The sequence below is a fragment of the Xanthomonas sp. NCPPB 2866 genome, assembly GCF_041475745.2.
Classification (GTDB): Bacteria; Pseudomonadota; Gammaproteobacteria; order Xanthomonadales; family Xanthomonadaceae; genus Xanthomonas; species Xanthomonas arboricola.
Genome location: NZ_CM192975.1, coordinates 880,901 through 904,210, shown reverse-complemented (window position 1 = coordinate 904,210; position 23,310 = coordinate 880,901). Strand labels below are relative to the sequence as shown.

The 23,310-nt window shown below is 65.7% G+C and carries 15 protein-coding genes; 7 read left to right on the top strand and 8 right to left on the bottom strand.

The annotated features are described in order from the left end of the window. The first annotated feature begins 87 nt into the window (after nt 1-87). The 3 genes from betT to betA all read left to right on the top strand — a co-directional run bounded on the left by betT (nt 88) and on the right by betA (nt 5,409). Nucleotides 88-2,067: a choline BCCT transporter BetT gene (gene betT / locus ACCQ04_RS03790; RefSeq protein ID WP_226426821.1), complete on the top strand. Its 1,980-nt coding sequence runs from the start codon at nt 88-90 to the stop codon at nt 2,065-2,067. Nucleotides 2,068-2,108: 41 nt separating this feature from the next. Further along, entirely contained in the window at nt 2,109-3,581 is a 1,473-nt protein-coding gene (gene betB / locus ACCQ04_RS03785; RefSeq protein ID WP_024940791.1) for a betaine-aldehyde dehydrogenase, read from the top strand. A 157-nt stretch (nt 3,582-3,738) separates the two neighbouring features. After that, entirely contained in the window at nt 3,739-5,409 is a 1,671-nt protein-coding gene (gene betA, locus ACCQ04_RS03780) for a choline dehydrogenase (protein ID WP_102252824.1), read from the top strand. 362 nt (nt 5,410-5,771) lie between these two features. Here the strand turns inward: betA and ACCQ04_RS03775 are convergent, their stop codons facing one another. Further along, nucleotides 5,772-8,651 (bottom strand): TonB-dependent receptor plug domain-containing protein, encoded by a 2,880-nt coding sequence (locus ACCQ04_RS03775; protein ID WP_372358694.1) that lies wholly within the window; start codon nt 8,649-8,651, stop codon nt 5,772-5,774. Nucleotides 8,652-8,748: 97 nt separating this feature from the next. Here ACCQ04_RS03775 and ACCQ04_RS03770 point away from each other — a divergent pair, with 97 nt between their 5' ends. The 3 genes from ACCQ04_RS03770 to ACCQ04_RS03760 all read left to right on the top strand — a co-directional run bounded on the left by ACCQ04_RS03770 (nt 8,749) and on the right by ACCQ04_RS03760 (nt 12,883). Beyond that, entirely contained in the window at nt 8,749-8,925 is a 177-nt protein-coding gene (locus ACCQ04_RS03770) for a hypothetical protein (RefSeq protein ID WP_181123480.1), read from the top strand. Next, the gene (locus tag ACCQ04_RS03765; RefSeq protein ID WP_104577096.1) at nt 8,922-10,895 is read left to right on the top strand and encodes a transglycosylase SLT domain-containing protein; all 1,974 of its coding nucleotides are present in this window, start codon (nt 8,922-8,924) and stop codon (nt 10,893-10,895) included. The genes ACCQ04_RS03770 and ACCQ04_RS03765 overlap by 4 nt, the downstream gene beginning before the upstream one ends. Nucleotides 10,896-11,650: 755 nt before the next feature. Next, complete coding sequence (locus tag ACCQ04_RS03760; protein WP_024940295.1) at nt 11,651-12,883, top strand: multifunctional CCA addition/repair protein; 1,233 nt, start codon at nt 11,651-11,653, stop codon at nt 12,881-12,883. A 169-nt stretch (nt 12,884-13,052) separates the two neighbouring features. Here ACCQ04_RS03760 and ACCQ04_RS03755 read toward each other — a convergent pair whose 3' ends face one another. After that, nucleotides 13,053-15,716 carry a TonB-dependent receptor gene (locus ACCQ04_RS03755; protein WP_226426824.1) on the bottom strand — a complete coding sequence of 888 codons (2,664 nt, stop codon included), beginning with the start codon at nt 15,714-15,716 and terminating at the stop codon, nt 13,053-13,055. A gap of 316 nt (nt 15,717-16,032) precedes the next feature. On the opposite strand from ACCQ04_RS03755, the gene ACCQ04_RS03750 reads away from it, so the two are divergent. Then, nucleotides 16,033-16,332 (top strand): hypothetical protein, encoded by a 300-nt coding sequence (locus ACCQ04_RS03750; RefSeq protein ID WP_226426825.1) that lies wholly within the window; start codon nt 16,033-16,035, stop codon nt 16,330-16,332. Between the two features lie 156 nt (nt 16,333-16,488). Here ACCQ04_RS03750 and nagA read toward each other — a convergent pair whose 3' ends face one another. From nagA to ACCQ04_RS03720, 6 genes are all read right to left on the bottom strand, one after another. Continuing rightward, nucleotides 16,489-17,643 carry an N-acetylglucosamine-6-phosphate deacetylase gene (gene nagA / locus ACCQ04_RS03745; protein ID WP_024940297.1) on the bottom strand — a complete coding sequence of 385 codons (1,155 nt, stop codon included), beginning with the start codon at nt 17,641-17,643 and terminating at the stop codon, nt 16,489-16,491. Between the two features lie 2 nt (nt 17,644-17,645). Beyond that, nucleotides 17,646-18,674: an SIS domain-containing protein gene (locus ACCQ04_RS03740; RefSeq protein WP_016900885.1), complete on the bottom strand. Its 1,029-nt coding sequence runs from the start codon at nt 18,672-18,674 to the stop codon at nt 17,646-17,648. A gap of 5 nt (nt 18,675-18,679) precedes the next feature. Further along, nucleotides 18,680-19,747: a LacI family DNA-binding transcriptional regulator gene (locus ACCQ04_RS03735; RefSeq protein ID WP_024940298.1), complete on the bottom strand. Its 1,068-nt coding sequence runs from the start codon at nt 19,745-19,747 to the stop codon at nt 18,680-18,682. 40 nt (nt 19,748-19,787) lie between these two features. Next, the gene (locus ACCQ04_RS03730) at nt 19,788-21,065 is read right to left on the bottom strand and encodes a sugar MFS transporter (protein WP_024940299.1); all 1,278 of its coding nucleotides are present in this window, start codon (nt 21,063-21,065) and stop codon (nt 19,788-19,790) included. Between the two features lie 46 nt (nt 21,066-21,111). Then, nucleotides 21,112-21,834 carry a GntR family transcriptional regulator gene (locus ACCQ04_RS03725; RefSeq protein WP_016900882.1) on the bottom strand — a complete coding sequence of 241 codons (723 nt, stop codon included), beginning with the start codon at nt 21,832-21,834 and terminating at the stop codon, nt 21,112-21,114. A 258-nt stretch (nt 21,835-22,092) separates the two neighbouring features. Then, nucleotides 22,093-23,259: an acyltransferase family protein gene (locus tag ACCQ04_RS03720; protein ID WP_226426826.1), complete on the bottom strand. Its 1,167-nt coding sequence runs from the start codon at nt 23,257-23,259 to the stop codon at nt 22,093-22,095. Nucleotides 23,260-23,310 lie beyond the last annotated feature (51 nt).

Here is a 23,310-nt window from a genome sequence, read left to right as displayed (position 1 = left end):
CACCCCCTCGACACCGCCTGTGCGATAACGCAGGCGGTTTTTCGTTGGGAGCACAGCACGTGATACGCGTCATATGAGTGTGTCGGCATGAGTGCGGTTGAGCCGCAGCTGTTGCCGGTGCGCACCCTGCGCCCGGTGTTCGTGCTGGCGGCCACGGTGGTGTGTACGTTTGCGTTGTTGGTGTCGCTGTTTCCGCTCGAAGCGGGCCGCGTGCTGCTGGACGCGCAGACCTGGGCCTCGCGCAATGTCGGCTGGTACTACCTGCTGGCGATGACGGTGTATCTGGTGTTTGTGCTTGGCGTGGCCTTGTCCAGCTACGGCAACATCAAGCTCGGCGCCGATCACGACGAACCGGAATTCAGCTATCTCTCCTGGGCCGGCATGTTGTTCGCTGCGGGCATCAGCATCACGCTGTTCTTCTTCTGCGTCTCCGAACCGCTCACCCATTATCTGCAACCGCCGCAGGGCGGCACCGGCAGCGGCGAAGCTTCCGCGCGGCAGGCGATGCAGCTGCTGTTCCTGCATTGGGGACTGCATGGCTGGGGCGTGTTCGCGCTGGCAGCGATGGCGCTGGCGTATTTCGCATTCCGCCACAACCTGCCGCTGGCCCTGCGCTCGGCGCTGTATCCGCTGATCGGCAAGCGCATCAACGGGCCGATCGGCTACACCGTGGATGCGCTGGGCATCGTGGCCACCGTGTTCGGCCTGGGCGCGGACATGGGCTTTGGCGTGCTGCATCTCAACGCCGGCCTGAGCACCTTGATGGATGTGCCGCATACCCATTGGGTGCAGATCGCGCTGATCGTGGCGATGATGGGCGCGGCGATCGTGGTGGCGGTGTCCGGCGTCGAGAAAGGCGTGCGCTGGATGTCGGACATCAACATGCTGCTGGCGATCGCGCTGCTGCTGTTCATGCTGTTCGCCGGCCCCACGCAGTATCTGCTCAACGCGCTGATCCAGAACCTGGGCGACTACCTGGGCAGTGTGGTCAACAAGAGTTTCGATGTGTACGCCTACGGCGGCCGCAGCGACTGGCTCGGCAACTGGACGGTGTTCTACTGGGCGTGGTGGATCGGCTGGGCGCCATTCGTGGGCCTGTTCATCGCGCGTATTTCGCGCGGCCGCACCATTCGCGAATTCGTGCTCGGCGTGTTGCTGATACCGCTCGGTTTCACCCTGGCGTGGCTGTCGATCTTCGGCAACAGCGCGCTGGACCAGTTACTGCATCACGGCCAGGGCGCGCTGGCGCAACAGGCCATCGATGCGCCGCAGACGGTGCTGTATTCGCTGTTGCAAAGCTACCCGTGGAGCCGCACGGTGATCACGGTGACGGTGGCGATCAGCTTCGTGTTCTTCGTCACCTCTGCCGATTCCGGCACGGTGGTGCTGTCCACGCTGTCATCGCACGGCGGCGAGCCGCACGACGATGGCCCGCGCTGGTTGCGCGTGTTCTGGGGCGTGCTCACCGCCGTGGTGACCGGCGGCCTGCTGTTGGCCGGCAGCATGGACGCATTGAAATCGGCAGTGGTGCTGGCCTCGCTGCCGTTCTCTGCGGTGTTGTTGCTGATGGCCTGGGGCTTGTCGCGCGCGCTCAGCGAAGAATCGCAACGCAAGCGTGCGCAGCTCTACAGCCCCAGCCCGCTGATCGGGCAATCGCGGCATCACCGCGGCTGGCGTCAGCGCCTGGGCCAGGCGATGCATTTCCCGGCGCGCGATGAGGTCTATCGCTTCATGCACGACCAGGTGCGCCCGGCGATCGAAGCGGTCACCGCACAGCTGCAGGAAGAAGGCTGGCAGGTCAGCAGCCGGCTGGACGACGACGACATGGAAATCAGCGTCGACCACGGCGAGCAGCAGGGTTTCCGCTACCAGGTGGTGATGCGCGGCTACCTGACGCCGTCTTTCGCCGCGCAACGCCTGCGCAACCAACGCTATTACCGCGCCGAAGTGTATCTGTACGAAGGCAGCCAGGATTACGACCTGGTCGGTTACAGCCGCGAGCAGATCATCAACGACATCATCGATCAATACGAGCGTCACCTGCAGTTCCTGCATCTCACTCGCTGAGGTGCCGCCGCTGCCGCGTGCGCCCCACAGGAGGTTTTTTCATGCCACGTTTTCCCGACCAGTTGCTGTATATCGGCGGCCGTTACGTTCCCGCCCGCGGCGGCCACACCTTCGAGGTGGTCAACCCCGCCACCGGCGAGGTGCTGGCCAATGTGCACAACGCCGGTGCCGACGACCTGGATGCCGCGGTCGACAGCGCCACGGCCGGCCAGCAGCAATGGGCGGCACTGACCGCGGTGGAACGCTCGCGCATCCTGCTGCGTGCGGTGGCGCTGCTGCGCGAGCGCAACGATGCGCTGGCCGAGCTGGAAACGCTCAACACCGGCAAGCCGCTGAGCGAAACCCGCAGCGTGGACATCGTCACCGGCGCGGATGTGCTGGAGTACTACGCTGGCGTGGCGCAGGCGCTGCAGGGCGCACAGGTACCGCTGCGCGAAGGCAGCTTCTTCTACACGCGGCACGAGCCGCTCGGCGTGGTCGGCGCGATCGGCGCGTGGAATTACCCGATCCAGATCGCGCTGTGGAAGGCCGCGCCCGCGTTGGCGGCCGGCAACGCAATGATCTTCAAACCCAGCGAAGTGACACCGCTGACCGCACTCAAGCTGGCCGAACTCTTCACCGAGGCCGGCCTGCCCGATGGCGTGTTCAACGTGCTCCCCGGCGACGGCGCCAGCGTGGGCACCGCGCTCACCGAGCACCCACAGATCGAAAAGATCAGCTTCACCGGCGGCACCGCGACCGGGCGCAAGGTGATGGCCAGTGCCTCGAGTTCGTCGCTGAAGGACGTGACCATGGAACTGGGCGGCAAGTCGCCCCTGATCGTCTGCGCCGACGCCGACCTGGATCTGGCCGCCGACATCGCGATGATGGCCAACTTCTACAGCTCCGGGCAGGTCTGCACCAACGGTACGCGCGTGTTCGTGCCGCGCGCGCTGCGCAACGCCTTCGAGGCGCGGCTGCTGGCACGCGTGCAACGCATCCACATCGGCGACCCGCTGGACGCGCGCACCACCTTCGGCCCGCTGGTCAGCGCCGCGCACATGCAGCGCGTGCTGGACTACATCGAACAGGGCAAGGCCGAGGGTGCGCGCCTGCTATGCGGTGGCGAACGTCTGCGCGATGGCGCGCTGGCACAAGGTTGCTATGTCGCACCGACCATCTTCAGCGACTGCACCGACGTGATGACCATCGTGCGCGAGGAGATCTTCGGCCCGGTGCTGAGCCTGCTCACCTACGACGACGAAGACGAAGCGATCGCGCGCGCCAATGCCACCACCTACGGCCTGGCCGCAGGTGTGGTGACACCGGATCTGGCGCGCGCGCATCGGCTGATCCATCGCCTGCAGGCGGGCATCTGCTGGATCAATACCTGGGGCGAGTCGCCGGCAGCGATGCCGGTGGGCGGCTACAAGCAATCCGGCGTGGGTCGCGAGAACGGCCTGGCCACGCTGCAGGCCTATACCCGCACCAAATCCATCCAGGTCGAACTGGAACGCTACGCCTCGGTGTTTTGACCGGCCGACGCCACCTGGCAGGCCGTCACCGGCGACACCGGCGAGCTGCGCGAGCTGAAGCCTGTAGACCGCGCCGCCATTTCGAACAAGAACAGCCGCCCACCGCGCAATCGTCTTGAAAGCCGCTTCACACCGGCACCGCAACAAGGAGAACCCCATGCAACGCGAATACGACTACATCATCATCGGCGCCGGCTCGGCAGGTAACGTGCTGGCCGCGCGCCTGACCGAAGATCCGGGCGTCAGCGTGTTGCTGCTGGAAGCCGGCGGGCCGGATTACCGGCTGGATTTCCGCACCCAGATGCCGGCGGCGCTGGCGTTCCCGTTACAGGGCCGTCGCTACAACTGGGCCTACGAGACCGAGCCGGAGCCGCATATGGACAACCGGCGCATGGAATGCGGGCGCGGCAAGGGATTGGGCGGCTCGTCGTTGATCAACGGCATGTGCTACATCCGCGGCAATGCACTGGATTTCGACCATTGGGCCAAGCGACCGGGCCTGGAAGACTGGAGCTACCGCGACGTGTTGCCGTACTTCCGCAAGGCCGAGACGCGCGACATCGGCGCCAACGATTATCACGGCGGCGAAGGCCCGGTCAGCGTGGCCACGCCGAAGAACGACAACAACGTGCTGTTCCATGCCATGGTCGACGCCGGCGTGCAGGCCGGGTACCCGCGCACCGACGATCTCAACGGCTACCAGCAGGAAGGCTTCGGGCCGATGGACCGCACGGTGACGCCGCAGGGGCGTCGCGCAAGTACCGCGCGCGGCTATCTGGACATGGCACGTCCGCGCGATGGCCTGCACATCGTCACCCATGCCACCACCGACCGCATCCTGTTTGCCGGCAAGCGCGCGATCGGCGTGCATTACCTGGTCGGCAACAGCAGTGAGGGCATCGACGCGCATGCGCGCCGCGAAGTGCTGGTGTGTGCTGGCGCAATTGCCTCGCCACAGCTGCTGCAACGCTCCGGTGTCGGCGCGCCGGATCTATTGCGCGCACTCGACGTGCAACTAGTGCACGACCTGCCCGGCGTTGGCCAGAATCTGCAGGACCACCTGGAGGTCTACATCCAGTACGCCTGCACCAAGCCGGTATCGTTGTATCCGGCATTGCAATGGTGGAATCAACCCGCCATCGGTGCGCAGTGGTTGTTCGCCGGCACCGGCACCGGGGCCAGCAACCAGTTCGAAGCCGGCGGCTTCATCCGCACGCGCGAAGAATTCGACTGGCCCAACATCCAGTACCACTTCCTGCCGGTGGCAATCAATTACAACGGCAGCAATGCGGTGAAGGAACACGGCTTCCAGGCGCATGTGGGCTCAATGCGCACCCCCAGCCGCGGGCGCGTGCATGCCAAGTCGCGCGACCCGCGCCAGCATCCGTCGATCCTGTTCAACTACCAGTCCACCGATCAGGACTGGCAGGAATTTCGCGATGCGATCCGCATCACCCGCGAGATCATCGCCCAGCCCGCACTGGATGCCTATCGTGGCCGTGAAATCAGCCCGAGCGCGGACTGCAAGACCGATGCCGAGCTGGATGCCTTCGTGCGCGCACGCGCAGAGACGGCGTATCACCCGTCCTGCTCCTGCGCGATGGGCACCGATGACATGGCGGTGGTCGACGGACAGGGCCGCGTACACGGCATGGACGGCCTGCGGGTGATCGATGCCTCGATCATGCCGCGCATCATCACCGGCAACCTCAACGCCACCACCATCATGATCGCCGAGAAGATCGCCGACCGCATGCGTGGCCGCACGCCGCTGCCGCGCAGCACCGCCGACTACTACGTGGCCGGCGATGCGCCTGTGCGCGGGTGATGCTAGAAAACGCAGTGCGCTACCCTGGGTCGAGTGCGCGGTGCCCTCAGCGCTCGCGGGACACGACATAAATCTGTCGCTGGGGCCTCGGTGACGGCAGCCATGCCGCCACACGGTGTTGCAATCGGTAAGGACACCGCACCAAAGAGCTTGCAGGTTGTTTGTTGAAAGCAATGCACACCGACCATCTTCGACTGGTCCTTGCCCGCCCACCGTCGCGGGACCTTACGCGGCACGGATGCCGCGTAAGAGCCTACAGGGACGTACTTGCGGCGTGTCCCGCGAGGGTGGGCGGGCGAGGGCCCTGCAGCCAAGCCGCAGATCAGCCGCCCTCCGCTTTACGACCGACCCGACCTGATGGACTAAAACTTCAAGTCGACCCGCGCATACCAGAAGCGTCCACCGGGGATGTCGTAGGTAGAGGCGTCGTAGCCATTGAGTGAGCACGACAGGCAGAGCGGCGGGTCCTTGTCGAAGACGTTGTTCAAGCCGGCCGTGAGCTGCAGCCCCTTGAGCCAATCGACGCGATAACCCAGCTGTGCATCGTGGTAGGTGATCGCATCCAGGCGATTGGTGCCTACTGCAGGATCGGAACACACCGCAAATTCCACTGCATCGCCGCATTGCTCGGTGAGTTTGGAGATGTGGCGCGCCGTCCAGGATGCGGTCCAGTTGCCCAGCGACCAGTCCAGTACCGCGTTGCTGGTCCACTCGGGGATCGCGCTGTCCACCACTTCGATGCCCGGCCCCTGCGGCTGGCGCTGCCCTGCCGCACCGAGTGCCTCGTAGCGGCCCACAAAGGTGTTCTGCCAGGACAACTTGAATCGCCCCAACCCGGTTTCCGGCAGCGTCCAGAACAGGTCCACATCCCAACCGTCGGTCTTGATCGAACCCAGATTGGTCAACCGGTTGTTGAACGCATTGATGCCGCCGGTGGAGGCGCGCCCGATGCCATTGCAATACAGTGCGTCCAGGGTATCCACGCACAGATCCAGCTGGGTTTGCGCATTGATTGCCTGGATCGCGCCATCGACATGATGGCGATAGAACGTCATCTCCAGGTCGAGACGGTCGGACCAGCTGGCATTGCTGGCAAAGCCAGGACTGAACACAAAGCCGGCACTGAAGCTGCGCGAACGTTCCGGATCCAGTTGCTCGTTGCCGCCGGTGGTGACCGAGATCTGCTGGTTGGCCTGTTGATAGCCGGCCGGTACGCCGAGCGATGCGCAGTTCGCGGCGCTGCCGCGCGGCGCGGTGCCGCCCAACCCGATCGAGCATGGATCGGACAGCTGCAGATCGGCGCGCGCGGCCGAACCGAACAGCTCGCCGATGGTCGGCGCACGGAAGCCCTCTGCATAACTGGTGCGCAGCACCAGCTCATCGGTGACCTGCCAACGCAAGCCGTACTTTGGCGTGAACTCACCACCGAAAGTGGAGTAATCCGAATAACGGCCGGCGATATTCAAGTCGAGTTTGTCGCCCAACGACGAATTGGCGAAGATCGGGATATTGAGCTCGAGATAGGCCTCGTTGACGTCGTAGCTGCCTGAGGTCGGCAACGACGGCACGCCGTTGTAGCGCCCCGCCACGGTGAGCGGATCGGGTTGGTAGGACCCTTCGTATTTGCGGTATTCGTAGCCGGTGGCGAACGACACCGCACCACCAGGCAGTTGGAACAGCTCGCTGCTCAGATTGGCGGTGAACAGGCTCAACTCGTTCTGGCTGCGGTCGCGCACCACCGGCTGGATCCAGCGCAACATCTCCGGCGTGATGCTGCCGGCGCCGCTGAAGATATCCAGTGGCACGCAGCCGGCCACCGCCGCGCATGCGGCCGGATCGCCCAGGCCGAGGTTGATGTTGTAGAGGTTGTAACTGCCGTAGTTGGTCTGTTCGGCCTTATTCTTGCTGTACATGCCGTTGATGTCCCAGAACCAGGTGCGCGCCGCACCTTCGAAGGTGCCCACCAGGCCGGTGCCGAAGTATTGCGTGTCGACCTGCTGCTCGAAACGGCGCGCCCCGCCCTCCACCGGGCGGCGGCCGATCTGGATCAGGTTGGTGGCCGAGTTCAACTCGAAGCCGAACGGATTGAACGGATTGAGCGCCGAAATCACGATGTTGTCGGCCAGCGGATTGCCGGTGCCGGCATCGGGGCCGAGAAAGATCGGCTCGGGCGCGGCCTGGTTGGTCGACTCGCGCCGGTTGCCCAGCGCCTTGACGTACCACTGCACGTCGTCGTTGAAGTAATAGCGGAATTGCGCGAACACGCCCTTGCGCTCGGACGGTGTCAGCAACAGGTTCTGTTCGGCAAAGTTGTAGCGGTCTGCGGTGCCGAAACAGTGGTAGTCGTCGCTACGCGTACAGCCGGCGCTGCCATCGTATTGCGGCGGGCCGACGCCGGCATTGGGCGTGAGGTTCTGGCGCATGCCGGTGTTGGGGTCGACGAACTGGAAGCGACCATCGGGCGTTGCCGAGCTGGCAAAGGTCAACCCGGTGCCCGGGATCGGGAAGCGGGCCTGCGCGCGGTCGCGTGCGTAGATCGGATCCTGCTTGACGTAGCTGGCGCCCAGAAACAGGCTGAAATCCTCGCCGCTGGTGCCCCAGGCCAGGTCCATGCCCTGGTTGGCACCGTCGCCCTTGCCGTATTGCCCATAGTTGAGCGTGACCTGCGCACCGTCGAAGCTGCGCCGGGTGATGATGTTGACCACGCCCGCGATCGCATCCGAGCCGTACAGCGACGAGGCGCCGTCTTCGAGCACCTCGATGCGCTCCACGATCGCCAACGGAATGGTGTTGAGATCGGTCGACGAGCCCACGCCGGAGGCCGAAGACTCGTTGACCCAGCGGATGCCATCGACCAGCACCAGCACGCGCTTGGAGCCGAGATGGCGCAGATCCACCTGCGCCGAGCCGGCGCCCACACCGCCGCCATCGGGCGGGAAGCCGAAGTTGCCGGACGAATTGAACTTGGCGTTGAGCGCCGAACCCGATGCGGTGAGTTCCTGCAGCACCTCGCCGATCGAGGTCAGGCCGGTGCGTTCGATGTCGGCGCGGTTGAGCGTCTGGATCGGCACCTGGCCCTGCAATTCTGCGGTCTTGATGCGCGTGCCGGTGACCTGCACGCTGTCGAGCGTGCGCGTACTCGGGGCGGCCTCGGGCTGTTGCGCCCAGGCGAGTGTGGGAACCAGACACAACGACAACTTCACGGCCAGGCATGACCGCGGGGAGCCAATCAGACGCTTCATCCTTTCTCTCTCCAGAAGGACTGCTAAGTGTCCGCACGCCCCCGTGCCCTGCGGTCCGCCCCAACTTTTAAACGAAACCTTAACGCCCCGCAAGCCGATGGTGCCGCATTGGGAAACGGTGCGCACTGCGCGCCAGGCCGCAAACCACAAGCGCGCGCCGACGGGACGCATCTGCACCTTGCGGCGCATGTCGCTGCCGACAACGCTGGCGGGCATCGATCCTGCACGTATTCACTCAGGCGCGCAGGCGCGCTTCGGTATCATCGCGCAATGACTTATGCCCCCCGTCTTGCCACTGTTTTCGTCGGCCTGCTGTGCCTTGGCAGCACCACGCTGCATGCCCAAAGCCTCGACCCGCAACTGACCGCCATGCGCGATGCCATCGCCGCTGCAGAGCGCGGCCAGTCCGATGCCGGTCAGCTCGGTGCCCTGAGCCGTCACCCGCTCTATGGCTGGCTGGAATTTGCCACGCTCAAACGCAACATCGACAACGTCTCCAACACGCAGGCACAGGGATTTTTGCAGCGTTATGCAGGCCAGCCGGTGGCCGAAAGCTTCCGCAGCACCTGGTTGCCGGCAGTGGCGCGTCGTCAGGACTGGACCACGTTGCTGGCCAACTGGAAACCCACCGACAACGTCGGCCTGCGCTGTGCGCAGCTGACCGCGCGACAGGCAACCGGCAAGCTGGATGCGCAGTGGAGTCGCGATGCGTTGACGTTATGGCGCACCGGCAAGGGCCTGCCCGACGCCTGCGATCCGGTGGTCGCCGGGCTGGAGTCGCGCGGCGAGCTCACTCCGGCGCTGCGCTGGGAGCGCGTGGAGGCGGCCGCCGATGCACAACTGCCCGCGGTGATGCGCACGGCCGCACGCGGTCTGCCGGCAGCCGATCTGGCCCTGGCCAACGACTACGCCGCGTTTCTGGACAAGGTGCATCCGCGTGCATCGAGCTGGCCCAGGACCGAGCGCAGCCGGCGCATCGCAGTCGATGGCCTGGCCAAGCTGGCCAAGAGCGACCCGGATGCGGCCGAGCAGCAGTTGCCGCAGCTGGCCAGCGCGCTCGGTTTCAGCGAGGCGCAGCGCGGCCAGGTGCTGTACCAGATCGCGCTGTGGACGGTGGCGTCGTACCTGCCGGATTCGGCGCGTCGCCTCAATGCAGTGCCCGATGCCTCGTACGACGAGCGCCTGCACGAATGGCGTGCGCGCGAGGCGATGGCGCGCGGCGACTGGCCGGCCGCCTTGGCGGCGATCCGCAAGATGCCCGCCACCCAGCGCAGCGATTCGCGCTGGCAGTATTTCGAGGCGCGCCTGGCCGAGAAGACCGGCGCTGCCGCGGCCGCGCAGCCGCTGTATCGCGCAGCCGCGCAATCGCCGACCTTCCACGGCTTCCTGGCCGCCGATCGTCTGCAGCAGCCTTATCGGCTGTGCCCGTGGGAGCCCAAGGACACCCCGCAGGCCAAGGCCGCCGTCGCGCGCGATCCGGCGTTGCTCCGCGCCATCGCCTTGTTCCAGATCGACCGCCCCGGTTGGGCCGTGGCCGAGTGGAACGATGCCGCAAGCCGCTTCGACGACACCCAGCGCCGGCTGGCGGTGCAGGTGGCCAGCGAGAATGGCTGGTTCGATCGCGCAGTGTTCGCGCTCGGCAAGCAGCCGGACGAACAACGCCTGTATGCATTGCGCTTTCCGCTGCATCACGACGACAGCATTCGCCGCGAAGCGGCCAAGAACGCGATCGACCCGGCCTGGGTGGCAGCAGAGATCCGTGCCGAAAGCATCTTCAATCCACGCGCACGCTCGCCTGCCAACGCGATGGGTCTGATGCAGGTATTGCCGGGCACCGGCGCGGCCGTGGCCAAGGGCATCGCCCTGCCCGGTTACGCGGGCGCCACCAGCCTGTACGAGCCGGACACCAACATCGCCATCGGCACCGCCTACCTGCGCCAGTTGCTCAATACCTACGGCCTGCCCTACCTCACCATCGCCGCCTACAACGCCGGCCCGGGGCCGACCGGGCGCTGGCAATCGCAGCGGCCAAACTTCGAGCCGGACTTCTGGATCGAGACCATCAGCTACAAGGAAACCCGTGAGTACGTCGCGCGTGTGCTGGCTTTCAGCGTGATCTACGACTGGCGGCTCAACGGCGACATGCTGCCGCTGAGCGATCGCCTGATGGGCAAGCTGGTGGACAAGCGCCTGAAACCGGTGTGCACGCCAGGCCAGGCGACCAATAACGCGGCGCAGGACTGAGCTCCCAGTCAGCCGCCGGGCATGGCGGCCGGATGAGGTGATCGTGCTTGCGCGGTTGCGCGTGGTTGTCTTGGCCTGGGGCGCAAGCTAGGCGATGCCGCTCTGGTACTTGCCTTTCGTTCGCTCCTAGGCTTCGGGCTTTGAGGCTTCAGGCTCTCAAGCTCTAGGGCTCTGGGGCCAACCAAGCGTTCCCGTCGTTGCGTTGTTTAGGTGCAATCGAAAGCTCGGGTCGGCGAGTGCGCGGTGCCCTCACCGCTTGCGGGACACGCCGTGAATCCGTCCGTGGAGGCTCGGTGGCGGCATCCGTGCCGCCACACGGTCCCGCAACCGGCAAGGGCACCGCACCAGGATGTTGGTCGGTGGCCGCGTGAAAAGCTGTCTGTCGGCGACGTGCATTGGACGTTGAACCGGCGCATCGGTAGCGAACAATACGAAACACGCAGAGCTCTTGACCATGCGCACCGACCATCTCGACTGGTCCTTGCCCGCCCACCGTCGCGGGACCTTACGCGGCATGGATGCCACGTAAGAGCCTACAGGGACGTACTTGCGGCGTGTCCCTCGAGGGTGGGCGGGCAAGGGCCCTGCAGCAAAACCACACATCACCCCGCTCTACAGCTGATCTATCCGCAAAGCCGTAGATCGTCCACTGTGCCTTACGGCATGTCCGCGATGATGGGCGGGCAAAGGCCCTGCAGCCAAGCCGTGGATCAGTCGCCCTACGACGCACGCACCGCATCGGGCATCATGTCGCGATGAAGATCTATCTCGTTGGCGGCGCAGTCCGCGATGCCCTGCTTGGCCAGCCCGCTGGCGACCGCGACTGGGTGGTGGTCGGTGCCGATCAGGCGCAGATGGAACGCCTGGGCTTCAAACCGGTGGGGAAGGATTTCCCGGTGTTCCTGCATCCGCGCAGCGGTGAGGAATATGCGTTGGCGCGTACCGAGCGCAAGTCCGGGCGCGGCTATCGCGGCTTCGTGGTGGATGCCGATCCTTCGGTGACGCTGGAGGAGGATCTGCTGCGGCGCGACTTCACCATCAATGCGATCGCACGCGACGAGGACACTGGCGAGCTGTTCGATCCGTATGGCGGCGCGCGCGATCTGCAGGCGCGCGTGCTGCGGCACGTGGGGCCGGCCTTTGTCGAAGATCCCGTGCGCGTATTGCGCGCTGCCCGCTTCATGGCACGGCTGGCACCGCTTGGTTTCACTGTCGCGCCAGAGACCGCAGCACTGATGCGCGAGATGGCCGCCAGCGGCGAGCTGGACAGCCTGGTGCCCGAACGTGTGTGGCAGGAATTGCGCCGCGTGCTGGAGAGTGCGCAGCCGTCGGCATTCCTGCGCACGCTGCACGACACCGATGCGCTGCGCGTCATCCTGCCCGAGATCGATGCGCTGTATGGCGTGCCGCAACGTGCCGAGTTTCATCCGGAGGTGGATACCGGCATTCACCAGGAAATGGTCAGCGACATGGCCGCGCGACTGGCGCCCGGCGACGCGCTGGTGGGCTTTGCCGCATTGACCCACGACCTGGGCAAGGCGCTCACGCCGGCGGAAGAATGGCCGCGCCACATCATGCACGAACAGCGCGGCGTTGCCCCGCTGCAGACATTGTGCGAGCGGCTCAAGGTGCCACAGGATTATCGCCAGCTCGCCATCACCGCCTGCCGCGAACACTTGAACGTGCATCGCCTGGCCGAACTGCGCGATCGCACCGTGCACGAGCTGCTGGTGCGCTGCGACGCGTTTCGCCGCCCCGAGCGCATCGCGCAACTCGCGCTGGTCTGCGAAGCCGACAAGCGTGGCCGGCTGGGCAGCGAAGACGCCGCATATCCGCAGGGCGAACAGCTCAAGCATCTGCACGCCGCTGCGCTGGCCATCAATGCGCGCGACCTGGCCGCACAAGGCCTGCAAGGCCCGCAGATCGGCGAGGCATTGGCGAAGGCGCGGATTGCGGCGATTGCGGCCGCAAGAAAGGCCGGCACATAGCCGATGCATCGCGCATACCGTTGTCGCAACACGACAGGGATGTGGCCGTGCAAAGCAAAGCGTTGCCGCTCAGATCCGGACTAGCGAAAGATCCCCGGGTCGAAATTGCAATCGCGAATTGCCGTCATTGCAACAAGGCGGCTGCCCGAGAGCAGCCGCCCGGCCGACGTCACAGCTTGAAATTCAGGCTCAGCATGAAGGAGCGGCCGTTCTTGTAGATGTAGTACGGCTGGTTCTTGTTGCCGATGTAGCTGAAGTAGGTTTCGTCCAGCAGATTGGTGGCTTCCAGCGCCACGCGCAGGCGCTCGGTGGCCTGGTAGCCGAACGAGGCATCGACCTGGGTGAATGCATCGGTCATCTGCTGGCCGTTGAGGCGGCCGATCTGGGTGAAGTATTCCGAGCGCCAGCCCAGATTCACCCGCGCGCTCCATTTGCCCTGCTCGTAGTACGGGCTGATGTTGTAGGCGTTGCGCGAGTTGTACGGAAGGCTGTAATCGCCGTCGGTCTTGGAATCGGAATAGGTGTAGTTGGCCACCACGCCGAACCCGTTGCCGAAGTTGTGCTGCAGGTTGAGCGCAACGCCGCGCACCTTGGCATCGCCGGCGTTGGTCGGCACGGAGGTCTGATAGGTGCTCGAGCCGCCGGTGGCGTTGTTGAAGAACACCCGGTCTTCCACCGTGGTCAGGATGTAGTTGGAGATATCGCGCGAGAAGAACTCGCCGCTGAGCAGGCTGCTGTCGGAGAAGTACCACTCCAGCGATGCGCCCAGGTTGGTGGACTCGTACGGACTCAATCCAGGATTGCCCGTGGACGCGGTGAGCGTGGTGTCGTCGGTGGCCACGTACGGGGTCATGTTGGTGTAGCGCGGCCGTGCGATCACCTTGGACGCAGCAAAGCGCAGCATCAGATCGTCGCGCAGGTCGTAGGCGATGTTGAAGGACGGCAACCACTTGCCGTAGCTGTTGAGGAAGTTGACCGGCGTATAGCCGCCACCGGGCGCATAGCTGAAACCATCGGTGGAATCGCGGGTGTGCACGTAACGCACGCCGACGTTGCCGCGATAGCGCTCGCCGGAAAAATTTCCCTGCAGGAACCAGGCGCGGTTCTGCTCTTCGATGCTGTAGTTGCCGGCGTAGCTGATCGGCAAGCCGTCATCGCCCTCCAGGCCACCGATGTACTGGCTGATGGCGCCGCTGTTGATGGTCGACCAGCGCTGCATGTCGGCGCTGGTCGACAAGCCGTCCAGATAGCCCGACGGCGTGGTGCCCGGCGAGAATGCGGCCAGCGTGCTGCCGTCGTTCGGGGTCCAGGTGCGGCTGTAGGAGGACTGCCCGGTGGCATGATTGGTCAACTTGATGCCGGTCAGGATCTGGGTGAACGGCCCCCACTCCACCGCATGGTCGAAGTCCAGCTGCAGGTAGCGTTCCTTGTCGTACTGCGGGCTGTGGCTGGCCGAGGCATTGTTGAGCTGCATCGCCGACGCGTTGGTGGGGTCGGTACTGTAGTCCATCGCGGTGCGACGCCCGTCGATGTTGTAGCTGTAACCGGCGAGGTTGCGGAACTGGATGCCGTAGATGCGCTCGGCGCCGCCCTGCGAACTGGTGTAGCCCACCTGGCTGGACGCATTCCAGCCATCGCCATGCCAGTCGGCGCGTAGATGGATGCTGCCGGTGCTGACCTCGCTGTTGCGCAGATAGCCGTCCAGGTAGGTGTTGGACTGGTCGCCGAACGTACCCGAGGTCGCCACGCCGTTCTCGAAGCCCAGCGCCTGCGCATCGCCGGGGGTGGAACCCCAGTAGCCATAGCGGCTCTGGTTGTAGTTGTCGAAACTTTCCTTGACGTACAAACCGGTCAGGTTGAGCTCGAAATCGGCATCCGGCTTCCACTGCAGCGCCGCGCTGACGCCGTCGCGCTTGCGCGTCTGCTGGAACAACGCGGTGTTGATCGAGGTCGGAAACACACCGGTGTTGTTGCCGACCACGGCCGCCGGAAACCCCGCGCCTTGCACGTTGTCGTAGCCGAAGATCTCCACGCCATCGCGGCGCAACACGCGCTGCGAATGCATCACCGAGGTGAGCACACCGAGCGTTTCATCCTGGTTCTTCCAGCTGTACAGCGCCGAGGCATTCGGCTTGCCCTGCTCGGAACGATCGTTATAGCCGTAGCTCACCGTGCCGGTCAGCGTATTGCGCTCAAGATCCAGCGGCTTGCGCGTGTGCACGATCACGGTGCCGCCGATCGAGCCCTCGTCGATGCGTGCCTCCGGTGTCTTGTAGACCTCCATCAGGCCGACCACTTCCGGCGCCAGCGTGCTGTAGTTGAACGAGCGGCTATCCGGGTCGTTGGGATCGCCGCCCCAACTGGTGGAGGCAATGGTCTGGCCGTTGAGCAGCACGCGATTGAGTGCCGGATCGGTGCCGAGGATGCTGACCTTCTCGCCTTCGCCGAACTGGCGATCCACGGTGATGCCGGACAGGCGCGACAGCGACTCGGCGACGTTGGTGTCGGGGAATTTGCCGATGTCCTCGGCGCTGATCGCATCGACGATCGCATCGGCATTGCGCTTGACGTTGAGTGCCTTGCCGAGGCTGGCCTGATAGCCGACGACCTTGACCTCGTCCAGCGTGGACACCGAGGGATTGGTTTGCGCGGGCGCCTGTTCCTGCGGGGCTGCAGCCTGCTCCTGCGCAGCTGCAGGCAACGCGGCAAGACCTGCCAGGGCGGCGCCACCGATCAATAGGCCGCGGACTGCAGTACTCAATGGGGTGCGACGCAGCGGATGCGCATGACAGAACAGGTGACGGGACAACTCGAACACACGGGAAGACGGCATTGCGTAGACCTCTTGACGGATGTCAGGTGGCAACCATGTGGTTGAACGACAACGCGCGATGCGCGTGACATGCCCGCACTCCGTCCCCTGTGCCGGATGCGAGCAGCGTCCCGCACTGCCGTAGCGGCATGCGGGTCAGCGCCAGTCCGACCAGCAGCCGGACGACAACGCTTTCAAGAATTCAGAAGTGGCTCCTGCTCGCTGACAACGTTATCAGCGAAGGTGCCTTTCGCAGCCGGGGCTGTCAACTCGCCGCCACAAATGCCCAGTTTCATGCCTGAAACCGCACCGACGATGCAGATATTGGAATGACAGCGTGATCGCGATCGCATTCATCTGCTTCGATGAGCAGACCACTGCGCGTAGCGGCCTGATGCCACAAGGCTGCGCAGCCGAATGTTGCGATGCAGGGCGTGTTGCAGGCTTTGATGTGGTGGATGGTGTACGCAGCGCATTGCCAAACCACTGCGACTGCATTGCCGACGTGCTGCAGGCGCATGCGCCTGCCGTCATCGTCGAGCGTTTACTGCAACGGAAAGCGCGTTGGTTGCACTACGTGTTGCGTGACACCGGAAGCGCCCGAGTTCTTCTTGGCCGCTCCATCGTTCGACACTGATTTCTTTCCGGAGCTTGGCGAAAGCATGCCCTGCACTCGCGCACGCACGATCACGCCTCAGCGTACAGACGATGGCGGTTCACCGCAGACAAGACCGCAAACAAGGCTTCAAGCGCATCGCGCCGCACGAACGGGTTCGTGCGGCGGCGCGCGGACTTACTCGCGCTGCCCGGCCACCCAGGTGGCAAGTACCTGCACGTCGGCATCCACCAGCACCAGGTCGGCCTGATAGCCGGGTGCAATGCGGCCCAGGCGCTGGCCCAGGCCGATGCATTGCGCCGGATAGGTGGACGCCATGCGCGCGGCTTCGGCCAGATCCACGCCCAGCCACTGCACGCTGTTGCGCACGGCCGTTGCCATGTCCAGCGCCGAGCCGGCCAGTGCGCCGTCGGCATTGCGTACCACGCCGTCCACGGCGGTGATGGTTTCGCCGTACAGGTCGAAACTGGGGCTGTCGGCACCGACCATCGGCATGGCGTCGGTGACCAGCAACAGCTTGCCGCGCGGTTTGGCGGCCAGCGCCACGCGCAGGCTGGCCGGGTGCACGTGCACGCCATCGACGATGATGCCGCACCACACATCGGGGTCTTCCAACGCGGCGCCGACCGCGCTGGGCTCGCGCCCGGCCAACTGCGACATCGCGTTGTACAGATGGGTGAAACCGCTGACGCCGGCGGCAATGCCGTCGCGCGCCTGCTCGTAGCTGGCCGCGGTGTGGCCGGCAAACACGATCGCGCCGCCGGCGACAAAGGCGCGGATGTCGTCCAGCGGCACGCGCTCGGGTGCGAGCGTGATCAGGGTGACGCCGTTGTCCAACGAGGTATCGACGGCAATCTCGTGCGCGTCGGGCAGGCGGAACTTGTGCGCGTCGTGCGTGCCCTTGCGGGCCGGGCTCAGGTACGGGCCTTCCAGATGAATGCCGAGCACGCCGGGCACGCCTTGCGCGATGGCCTGGCGCGTGGCGGCGATCGCCTCGGCCATCACCTCGGCGGTGTCGCTGATCAATGTCGGCAGCATGCCGGTGGTGCCGTAGCGGCGATGCGCGGCCGCGATCGTGGCCAGCGCCTGCGGGTCGCGCGCATTGTTGAACAACACGCCACCACCGCCGTTGACCTGGATGTCGATGAAGCCGGGCAGCAAGGTGGCGCCGCCCAGATCCACGCGCGTATGCGCCTGCGCAACGCGCGCATCGTCGGCCGCCACCACGGCCTGGATCTGCGTGCCGGCCAGCAGCACCACCAGCCCATCCTGCAAGCCATCGTCGGTGAGCACGCGTGCGTTGCACAACGCTTGAATCGGGGAAGCATCCATGTTCAAACGGTTTCCGTGACCTTGTTCAAGTGCGGCGGCAGATCGGGATTGTTGCCACGCTGCAGGGCCAGCGCGTTGATCGCGCGGTAGAAGCTCTGCACGGTCAGCAGCGGCGCGCTGGCCGGGTGCGCCGCATCCACGAGCGGCAGGTCGCCGTCAGGGGCGGCCAGCCATACCTGCGCGCCACGCGCACGGAATTCGGCGGCGAGCGCACGCGTGCCGGCGCCGGTTTCGTCGGGCTGGGCGAACACCAGCACCGGGAAGCCCGGCCCCACCAGCGCCATCGGGCCGTGCTTGACCTCGGCCGAGCTGTACGCCTCGGCATGCAGGCCGCAGGTTTCCTTGAACTTCAGCGCCGCTTCCTGCGCCGCGCCCAGGCCCAGGCCGCGACCGAGCACGAACAGGTTGTGTGCCGGCACCAGGCCGGCAGTGAGCGCGGACCAGTCAGCCTGCCAGGCGGCGCGCAACTGCTGCGGCAGTGCCTCCACCGCCGCCAGCAGGGCCGGATCGTTCTTCCACACCGCGCCCAGGTGCAGCAGCGCAGCCAGCGAGGCGAGATAACTCTTGGTGGCGGCAACGCTTTTTTCCGGGCCTGCGCCCAGCGGAATCACCACCTCGGCCAGCTGCGCCAGCGGCGAATCCTCGACGTTGACCAGCGCGACCACGCGCGCGCCGGCCGCCTTGGCGGCCTCGGCATTGCGCAGCAGGTCCGGGCTCTTGCCCGATTGCGAAATCACGATGTACAGCGCGCCGCGCAACTGCAGCGGCGATGCGTAGACCGAGCCCACCGACGGCGATGCAGAGGCGGTCACGATGCCCAGCTGTGTTTCGAACAGATACTTGGCATAGGTCGCTGCGTGATCGGAACTGCCGCGTGCACAGGTCACCACGAACGGCGGCGGCGTATCGCGCAGCGACTGCGCGAGGGCGGCGACGGTGTCGGCATTGCGGGCGAACTGTGCGGCGACCACGTCGGCGGTCTGCGCCGCCTCGCGGAACATCAAGGTCTCGGTTTCGGTGGGAAGGCTCATCGTGCTCAGGCGGATTCGGGAGGAAGGGATTTGGCGGACGGCGTCTGCGCCGGTGCAGTGGAACCGCGCACCACCAGCTGCGGCACGAAGCCGCGGTTCTGCAACTGCGCGGGCTGGTCGTCGTAGGCATCGCTGCGCAGCTGGCTGATCAACAGGCGTGCGGCATGCCGCGCGATGTCGTCGGTGGCCTGCTTGGCGGTGGTCAGCGCCGGCCAGGACTGGCGCGAGAACGGGCTGTCCTCGAAGCCGGCGATCGACAATTGATACGGCACGTTCATGCCGGTGGACTTGGCCGCGGCCAGCACGCCCGCGGCGATTTCATCGTTGCTGCCGAAGATGGCCGTGGGCGGCTCGCGCAACGACAGCAGCCGGCGCGCGCCACGGAAGCCGTCGTCGAAGGTGTAATCGCCGGGAATCACCAGGTGCTTGTCCAGGGTGATGCCGTAGTCCTTCAACGCGGCCTCGTAACCGGCGTAGCGCTCGCCGCTGGAGCGGTGCTGCGGGCCACCCCACAGGAACCCGATGCGCTGATGGCCCAACTGGACCAGATGCTCGGTGATCTCGTAGGCGGCAGCGCGGTCGTCGATATAGACGCAGGGGCCGTCGCCCGGATCGTCGGTGGCGGCGATGATGCGCACGCTCTTGATGCCGCGCGCAGCCAGGCCGGCCATCAGCTCGGGGCGCTCGGACATCGGTGCGGTCAGCACCACGCCGGCCAGCCGCGAGCGCTGCACCCATTCGGCCAGTTCTTCGGCCAGCAATGGCGAGGTGGAATCGCAGGGATGGATCTGCAGGCCGAAGCCGGTTTCGCGGCAGGCGGCCAGCACGCCGTTCTGGATGCCGATGATGTGATACGGGTTGGGATTGTCGTAGACCAGGCCGATCACGAACGGCGTGCCGCTGCGCAGGTTGCGCGCGGACGGATCGGGTTCGTAGTCGAGATCGGCGATGGCGCGCAGCACGCGCGCGCGCGTGGCCTGCATCACCGACGGTTCGTTGTTGATCACGCGCGACACGGTCTTCAACGAGACCTTGGCGCGCTCGGCGACATCTTTGATGGTGGGCCTGCGCATGGGTGTGCCTTGTTCGTCGGAACGCATCATGCTGCCTGGTTCACTTGGCCTGGGCCGGCAGGCCCACACGGTAACCGCGCAGCGAATAGAACAGGATGTAGAGATAGCACGGCACCATCAGCGCAGCGAACACGACCTGGAAGTCGTAGTGCTGTTTGAGAATGGCGAACAGCTGCGGAATGATCGCGCCGCCGGCAATGCCCATGACCAGCAAGGCCGACCCGATCTCGGTGAAGCGGCCGAGCCCGCGAATGGCCAGCGGAAAGATCGCCGGCCACATCATCGCGTTGGCAAAACCGAGCGCGGCCACGAAGCCCACCGACACATAGCCGTGGGTCAGCAGCGCGCCCAGCGAAAACAGCACGCCCAGCACCGCCGACACGCTCAGGTAGCGCGCCTGCGAGATCACACCCGGAATCAACGCCAGGCCGACGATGTAGCCAACCAGCATCGCGCCCAGCGTGTAGGAGGTGAAGATCTTGGTGCTGTCCAGCGGCAGATTGAAGCCGTGGCCGTAGGTGCCGATCGCATCGCCGGCCATCACTTCCACGCCCACGTAGACGAACAGGCACAACACGCCCAGCCACAGGTGCGGGAACTGGAAGATGCTGGACTTCTGCACGCCAACCGCGCTGCCGGGCGTGGCGTTGGCCTCGGAGGCCCGCAGCTCCGGCAGCGGCGAGAACAGCACGCCGATCGCCAGCAACAGCAGCACGCCGGACATCACCAGATACGGTGCGTGGATCTTGGCGGCGAAGGCCGTGAGCAACTGCTGCTTGGTCGCCGCATCGGCGCTGGCCACCTGCGCGGACAGATCGCCGATGCCGTGCAACACCAGCGAGCCGATCAGGATCGGCGCCAGGATGCCGGCGATCTTGTTGCAGATGCCCATCAGCGCGATCCGCCGCGCCGCGCTCTCGATCGGCCCAAGGATGCTGATGTACGGGTTGATCGCGGTCTGCAGCAGCGCCAGGCCGCTGCCGATCACGAACAGGCCGCCCAAGGCGCCCGGATACCAGCGCTGGGTGGCGAACTGGCCGAAGCCGGCCGCGCCCACCGCCATCACCACCAGGCTCAGCGCCAGCCCCTTCTTCATACCGGTGCGCTTGAGGATCCACGACGCCGGCAGCGCCAGGAAGAAGTACGACAGGTAGAACACCATCAGCACTAGGAAGGCATTGACCTCGTTGAGGTCGAACGCCAGCCGCACGAAGGTGATCAGCGGCCCGTTGATCCAGGTGAAGAAGCCGATGATGAAGAACAGCACGCCGACGATGGCGATCGAGACAACGGGATTTGCGGGCCTGGCGGTAGTCATGGATCGGCTGGCTCTTGAGTTGTCGGTTGGGGGGCGCCGCGCTGGATCAGCGACGCAGTTCGGCGACGAAATCGTAGAAATCGTTGTGGCAATAGGTGTCGGTCAATTCGATCGCGCTGCCGTCGCGCGCATAGCCCACGCGCACTACATGCAGGATCGCCTCGCCGGTCTTCATGCGCAGGTGTTCGGCCAGCCGCGCGGGCAGATTGATCGCGCGGAAGTACTGCAGCGCGCGCACCACCGGGGTGCCCTGCGCATCCAGGTAGCTGTAGAGCGAATCGCCGATCTGCTGCGGGTCGGCGACGATGCGCTGCGGCAACACCGCATGCTCGTAGGCCATGACCCGGTCGTCGGCGCTGCGCAGGCGGGTCAGCGAAGCCACCGCCGCATCCGGCGACAGCCCCAGCCGCAGGATCTCTTCGCCATGCGCCGGGCGCAGCCGCCGCTCCAGCCAGCGCGTGCCGGGCTCGTAGCCCTTGATGCGCAGCGTCTCGCTGAAACTGGTCAGGCCGCTGAGCTGGTGCTGGATCTGCGTGGTGACGAAGGTGCCGGCGCCCTGCCGGCGCGAGACCAAACCCTGTTCGACCAGCACGTCCACGGCCTGGCGCAGCGTCACCCGCGAGATCTGCAGCCGCTCGCACAGCTGGCGCTCGGCCGGCAGCGCTTCGCCGGCCTTCCACTGCGCGCCGCGGATCTGCTCGTCCAGCTTGCTCGCCAGTTGCAGATACAGCGGCGTCGGCGCGGAGGCGTCCAGCGTCAGCGCGTCCATCCGGGGGTCGGTGTCCGTCCTGGCTTCGGTTTTCGGTTTGACCATTGCCTGTCCTCCGGACCGACTTGGATTCGTTAGGTCCAATATAGTACCAATTTGCCTGCAGCGCATTAGCGGCTGTGGATCGTCGGGAGCGATGACAAGCCTGGCTGACGCAGGTGTCCACCGCGCTGCTCAAGGGCGGGATGCATGCCGATGACCAAGCCGGTGCGGCACTGTCCGCGCCCGGGCTGCGTCACCGGTTGCCGGGTCGGGCAATCACAGCCGCAGATACCAGCGCCGCCGATCCATCCACCAGCCCACGCACCAACACAGCAGCGTGTAGCTCAGCGCGCACAGCAGCGACCCGAGCGGGCCCGGCGCGATGGTCTGGAACACGCGGATGCCGGCCCAGGCGTACAGGTCCAGCCCGGAGCTGCCGGCCGGAATCAGCCGCAGCACCACCACGAACAGTTCGGAGAACAGGTAGATCGCCAGCGGGTTGCGCCCCAGCACGGTGAAGAAGCCGCTGCCGCCGCTCCAGCCGCGCAACTCCAGCAGGTAGACCAGGACGCCCAGCGCCAGCAGATCCAGGCCCACCGTGCAGGCGACGAACGACCCGCTCCAGAGCTTCTTCGACAGCGGCCAGGCCGGGTGCCAGAGCAACGCCAGCAGCACCAGCCCCGCGCCCGCCAGCAACAGGCTGCGCTTGGCGGCACCGGTCTTGCCGTGCCGCTGCAGGAAGCGCCCGCCCAGATAGCCGGCCAGCACGTTGACCGTGGCCGACAGCGTGCCAAGCAGGCCCTCGGGGTCGAAGCCGCCATCCTTGCGATACAGATGCGCATGCCCGTACAGCCATAGGTCCAGCCGGGTGCCGGCGTTGCCGGTCTTGCTCAGCTCCGCACCGGGCTCGCCAAAGACGTACAGCAATGCCCAGTAGCCCAGCAGCAGCGCGACGCAAACCGGCGCGATAGCGCGTGGCGGCAGATAGCGCACCAGCAGCGCTGCGAGCAGATAGCACAGGCCGATCCGCTGCAGCACGCCGGTCAGGCGGAGTTGATCGACTGCAGTGAACGCCCATCCACCATCGGGCTGCGGGTGGAAGAACGGAAACCAGTACATCAGCACGCCGCACATCACGATCAGCGCGGCGCGCTTGCCCACGCGGGCGAGGAACTGCCGGTGCGGCGTGCCGGTGGCCAGCGCAAAACTCATCGCGCTGCCGACGGCGAACAGGAACGAGGGAAACACCAGATCGGCAAGCGTGAAGCCGAACCAGGCCGCGTGGGTCAGCTGCGCATATGGCTGCGCGCCGGGCCCGGCGGTGTTGACCAGGATCATCAGGAAGATGGTCAGGCCGCGGAACACGTCCAGCGACAGGAAGCGTTCGCGCCTGGGTGCTGCGGTTGCAGTGCCAGCTGCAGCAGGGAGTGTTTGTGCGCTCATTGCAGTTCCTTGCCCAGCGACTGCAGGGGGAGGCGGCCTGCAGACGTGCTG

What these genes read in the sequence shown, in the direction of transcription:
- betT (WP_226426821.1), top strand. Translation starts at nt 88, where the DNA reads ATGAGTGCGGTTGAGCCGCAGCTGTTGCCGGTGCGCACCCTGCGCCCG.
- betB (WP_024940791.1), top strand. Translation starts at nt 2,109, where the DNA reads ATGCCACGTTTTCCCGACCAGTTGCTGTATATCGGCGGCCGTTACGTT.
- betA (WP_102252824.1), top strand. Translation starts at nt 3,739, where the DNA reads ATGCAACGCGAATACGACTACATCATCATCGGCGCCGGCTCGGCAGGT.
- ACCQ04_RS03775 (WP_372358694.1), bottom strand. Translation starts at nt 8,651, where the DNA reads ATGAAGCGTCTGATTGGCTCCCCGCGGTCATGCCTGGCCGTGAAGTTG.
- ACCQ04_RS03770 (WP_181123480.1), top strand. Translation starts at nt 8,749, where the DNA reads ATGGTGCCGCATTGGGAAACGGTGCGCACTGCGCGCCAGGCCGCAAAC.
- ACCQ04_RS03765 (WP_104577096.1), top strand. Translation starts at nt 8,922, where the DNA reads ATGACTTATGCCCCCCGTCTTGCCACTGTTTTCGTCGGCCTGCTGTGC.
- ACCQ04_RS03760 (WP_024940295.1), top strand. Translation starts at nt 11,651, where the DNA reads ATGAAGATCTATCTCGTTGGCGGCGCAGTCCGCGATGCCCTGCTTGGC.
- ACCQ04_RS03755 (WP_226426824.1), bottom strand. Translation starts at nt 15,716, where the DNA reads ATGCCGTCTTCCCGTGTGTTCGAGTTGTCCCGTCACCTGTTCTGTCAT.
- nagA (WP_024940297.1), bottom strand. Translation starts at nt 17,643, where the DNA reads ATGGATGCTTCCCCGATTCAAGCGTTGTGCAACGCACGCGTGCTCACC.
- ACCQ04_RS03740 (WP_016900885.1), bottom strand. Translation starts at nt 18,674, where the DNA reads ATGAGCCTTCCCACCGAAACCGAGACCTTGATGTTCCGCGAGGCGGCG.
- ACCQ04_RS03735 (WP_024940298.1), bottom strand. Translation starts at nt 19,747, where the DNA reads ATGCGCAGGCCCACCATCAAAGATGTCGCCGAGCGCGCCAAGGTCTCG.
- ACCQ04_RS03730 (WP_024940299.1), bottom strand. Translation starts at nt 21,065, where the DNA reads ATGACTACCGCCAGGCCCGCAAATCCCGTTGTCTCGATCGCCATCGTC.
- ACCQ04_RS03725 (WP_016900882.1), bottom strand. Translation starts at nt 21,834, where the DNA reads ATGGACGCGCTGACGCTGGACGCCTCCGCGCCGACGCCGCTGTATCTG.
- ACCQ04_RS03720 (WP_226426826.1), bottom strand. Translation starts at nt 23,259, where the DNA reads ATGAGCGCACAAACACTCCCTGCTGCAGCTGGCACTGCAACCGCAGCA.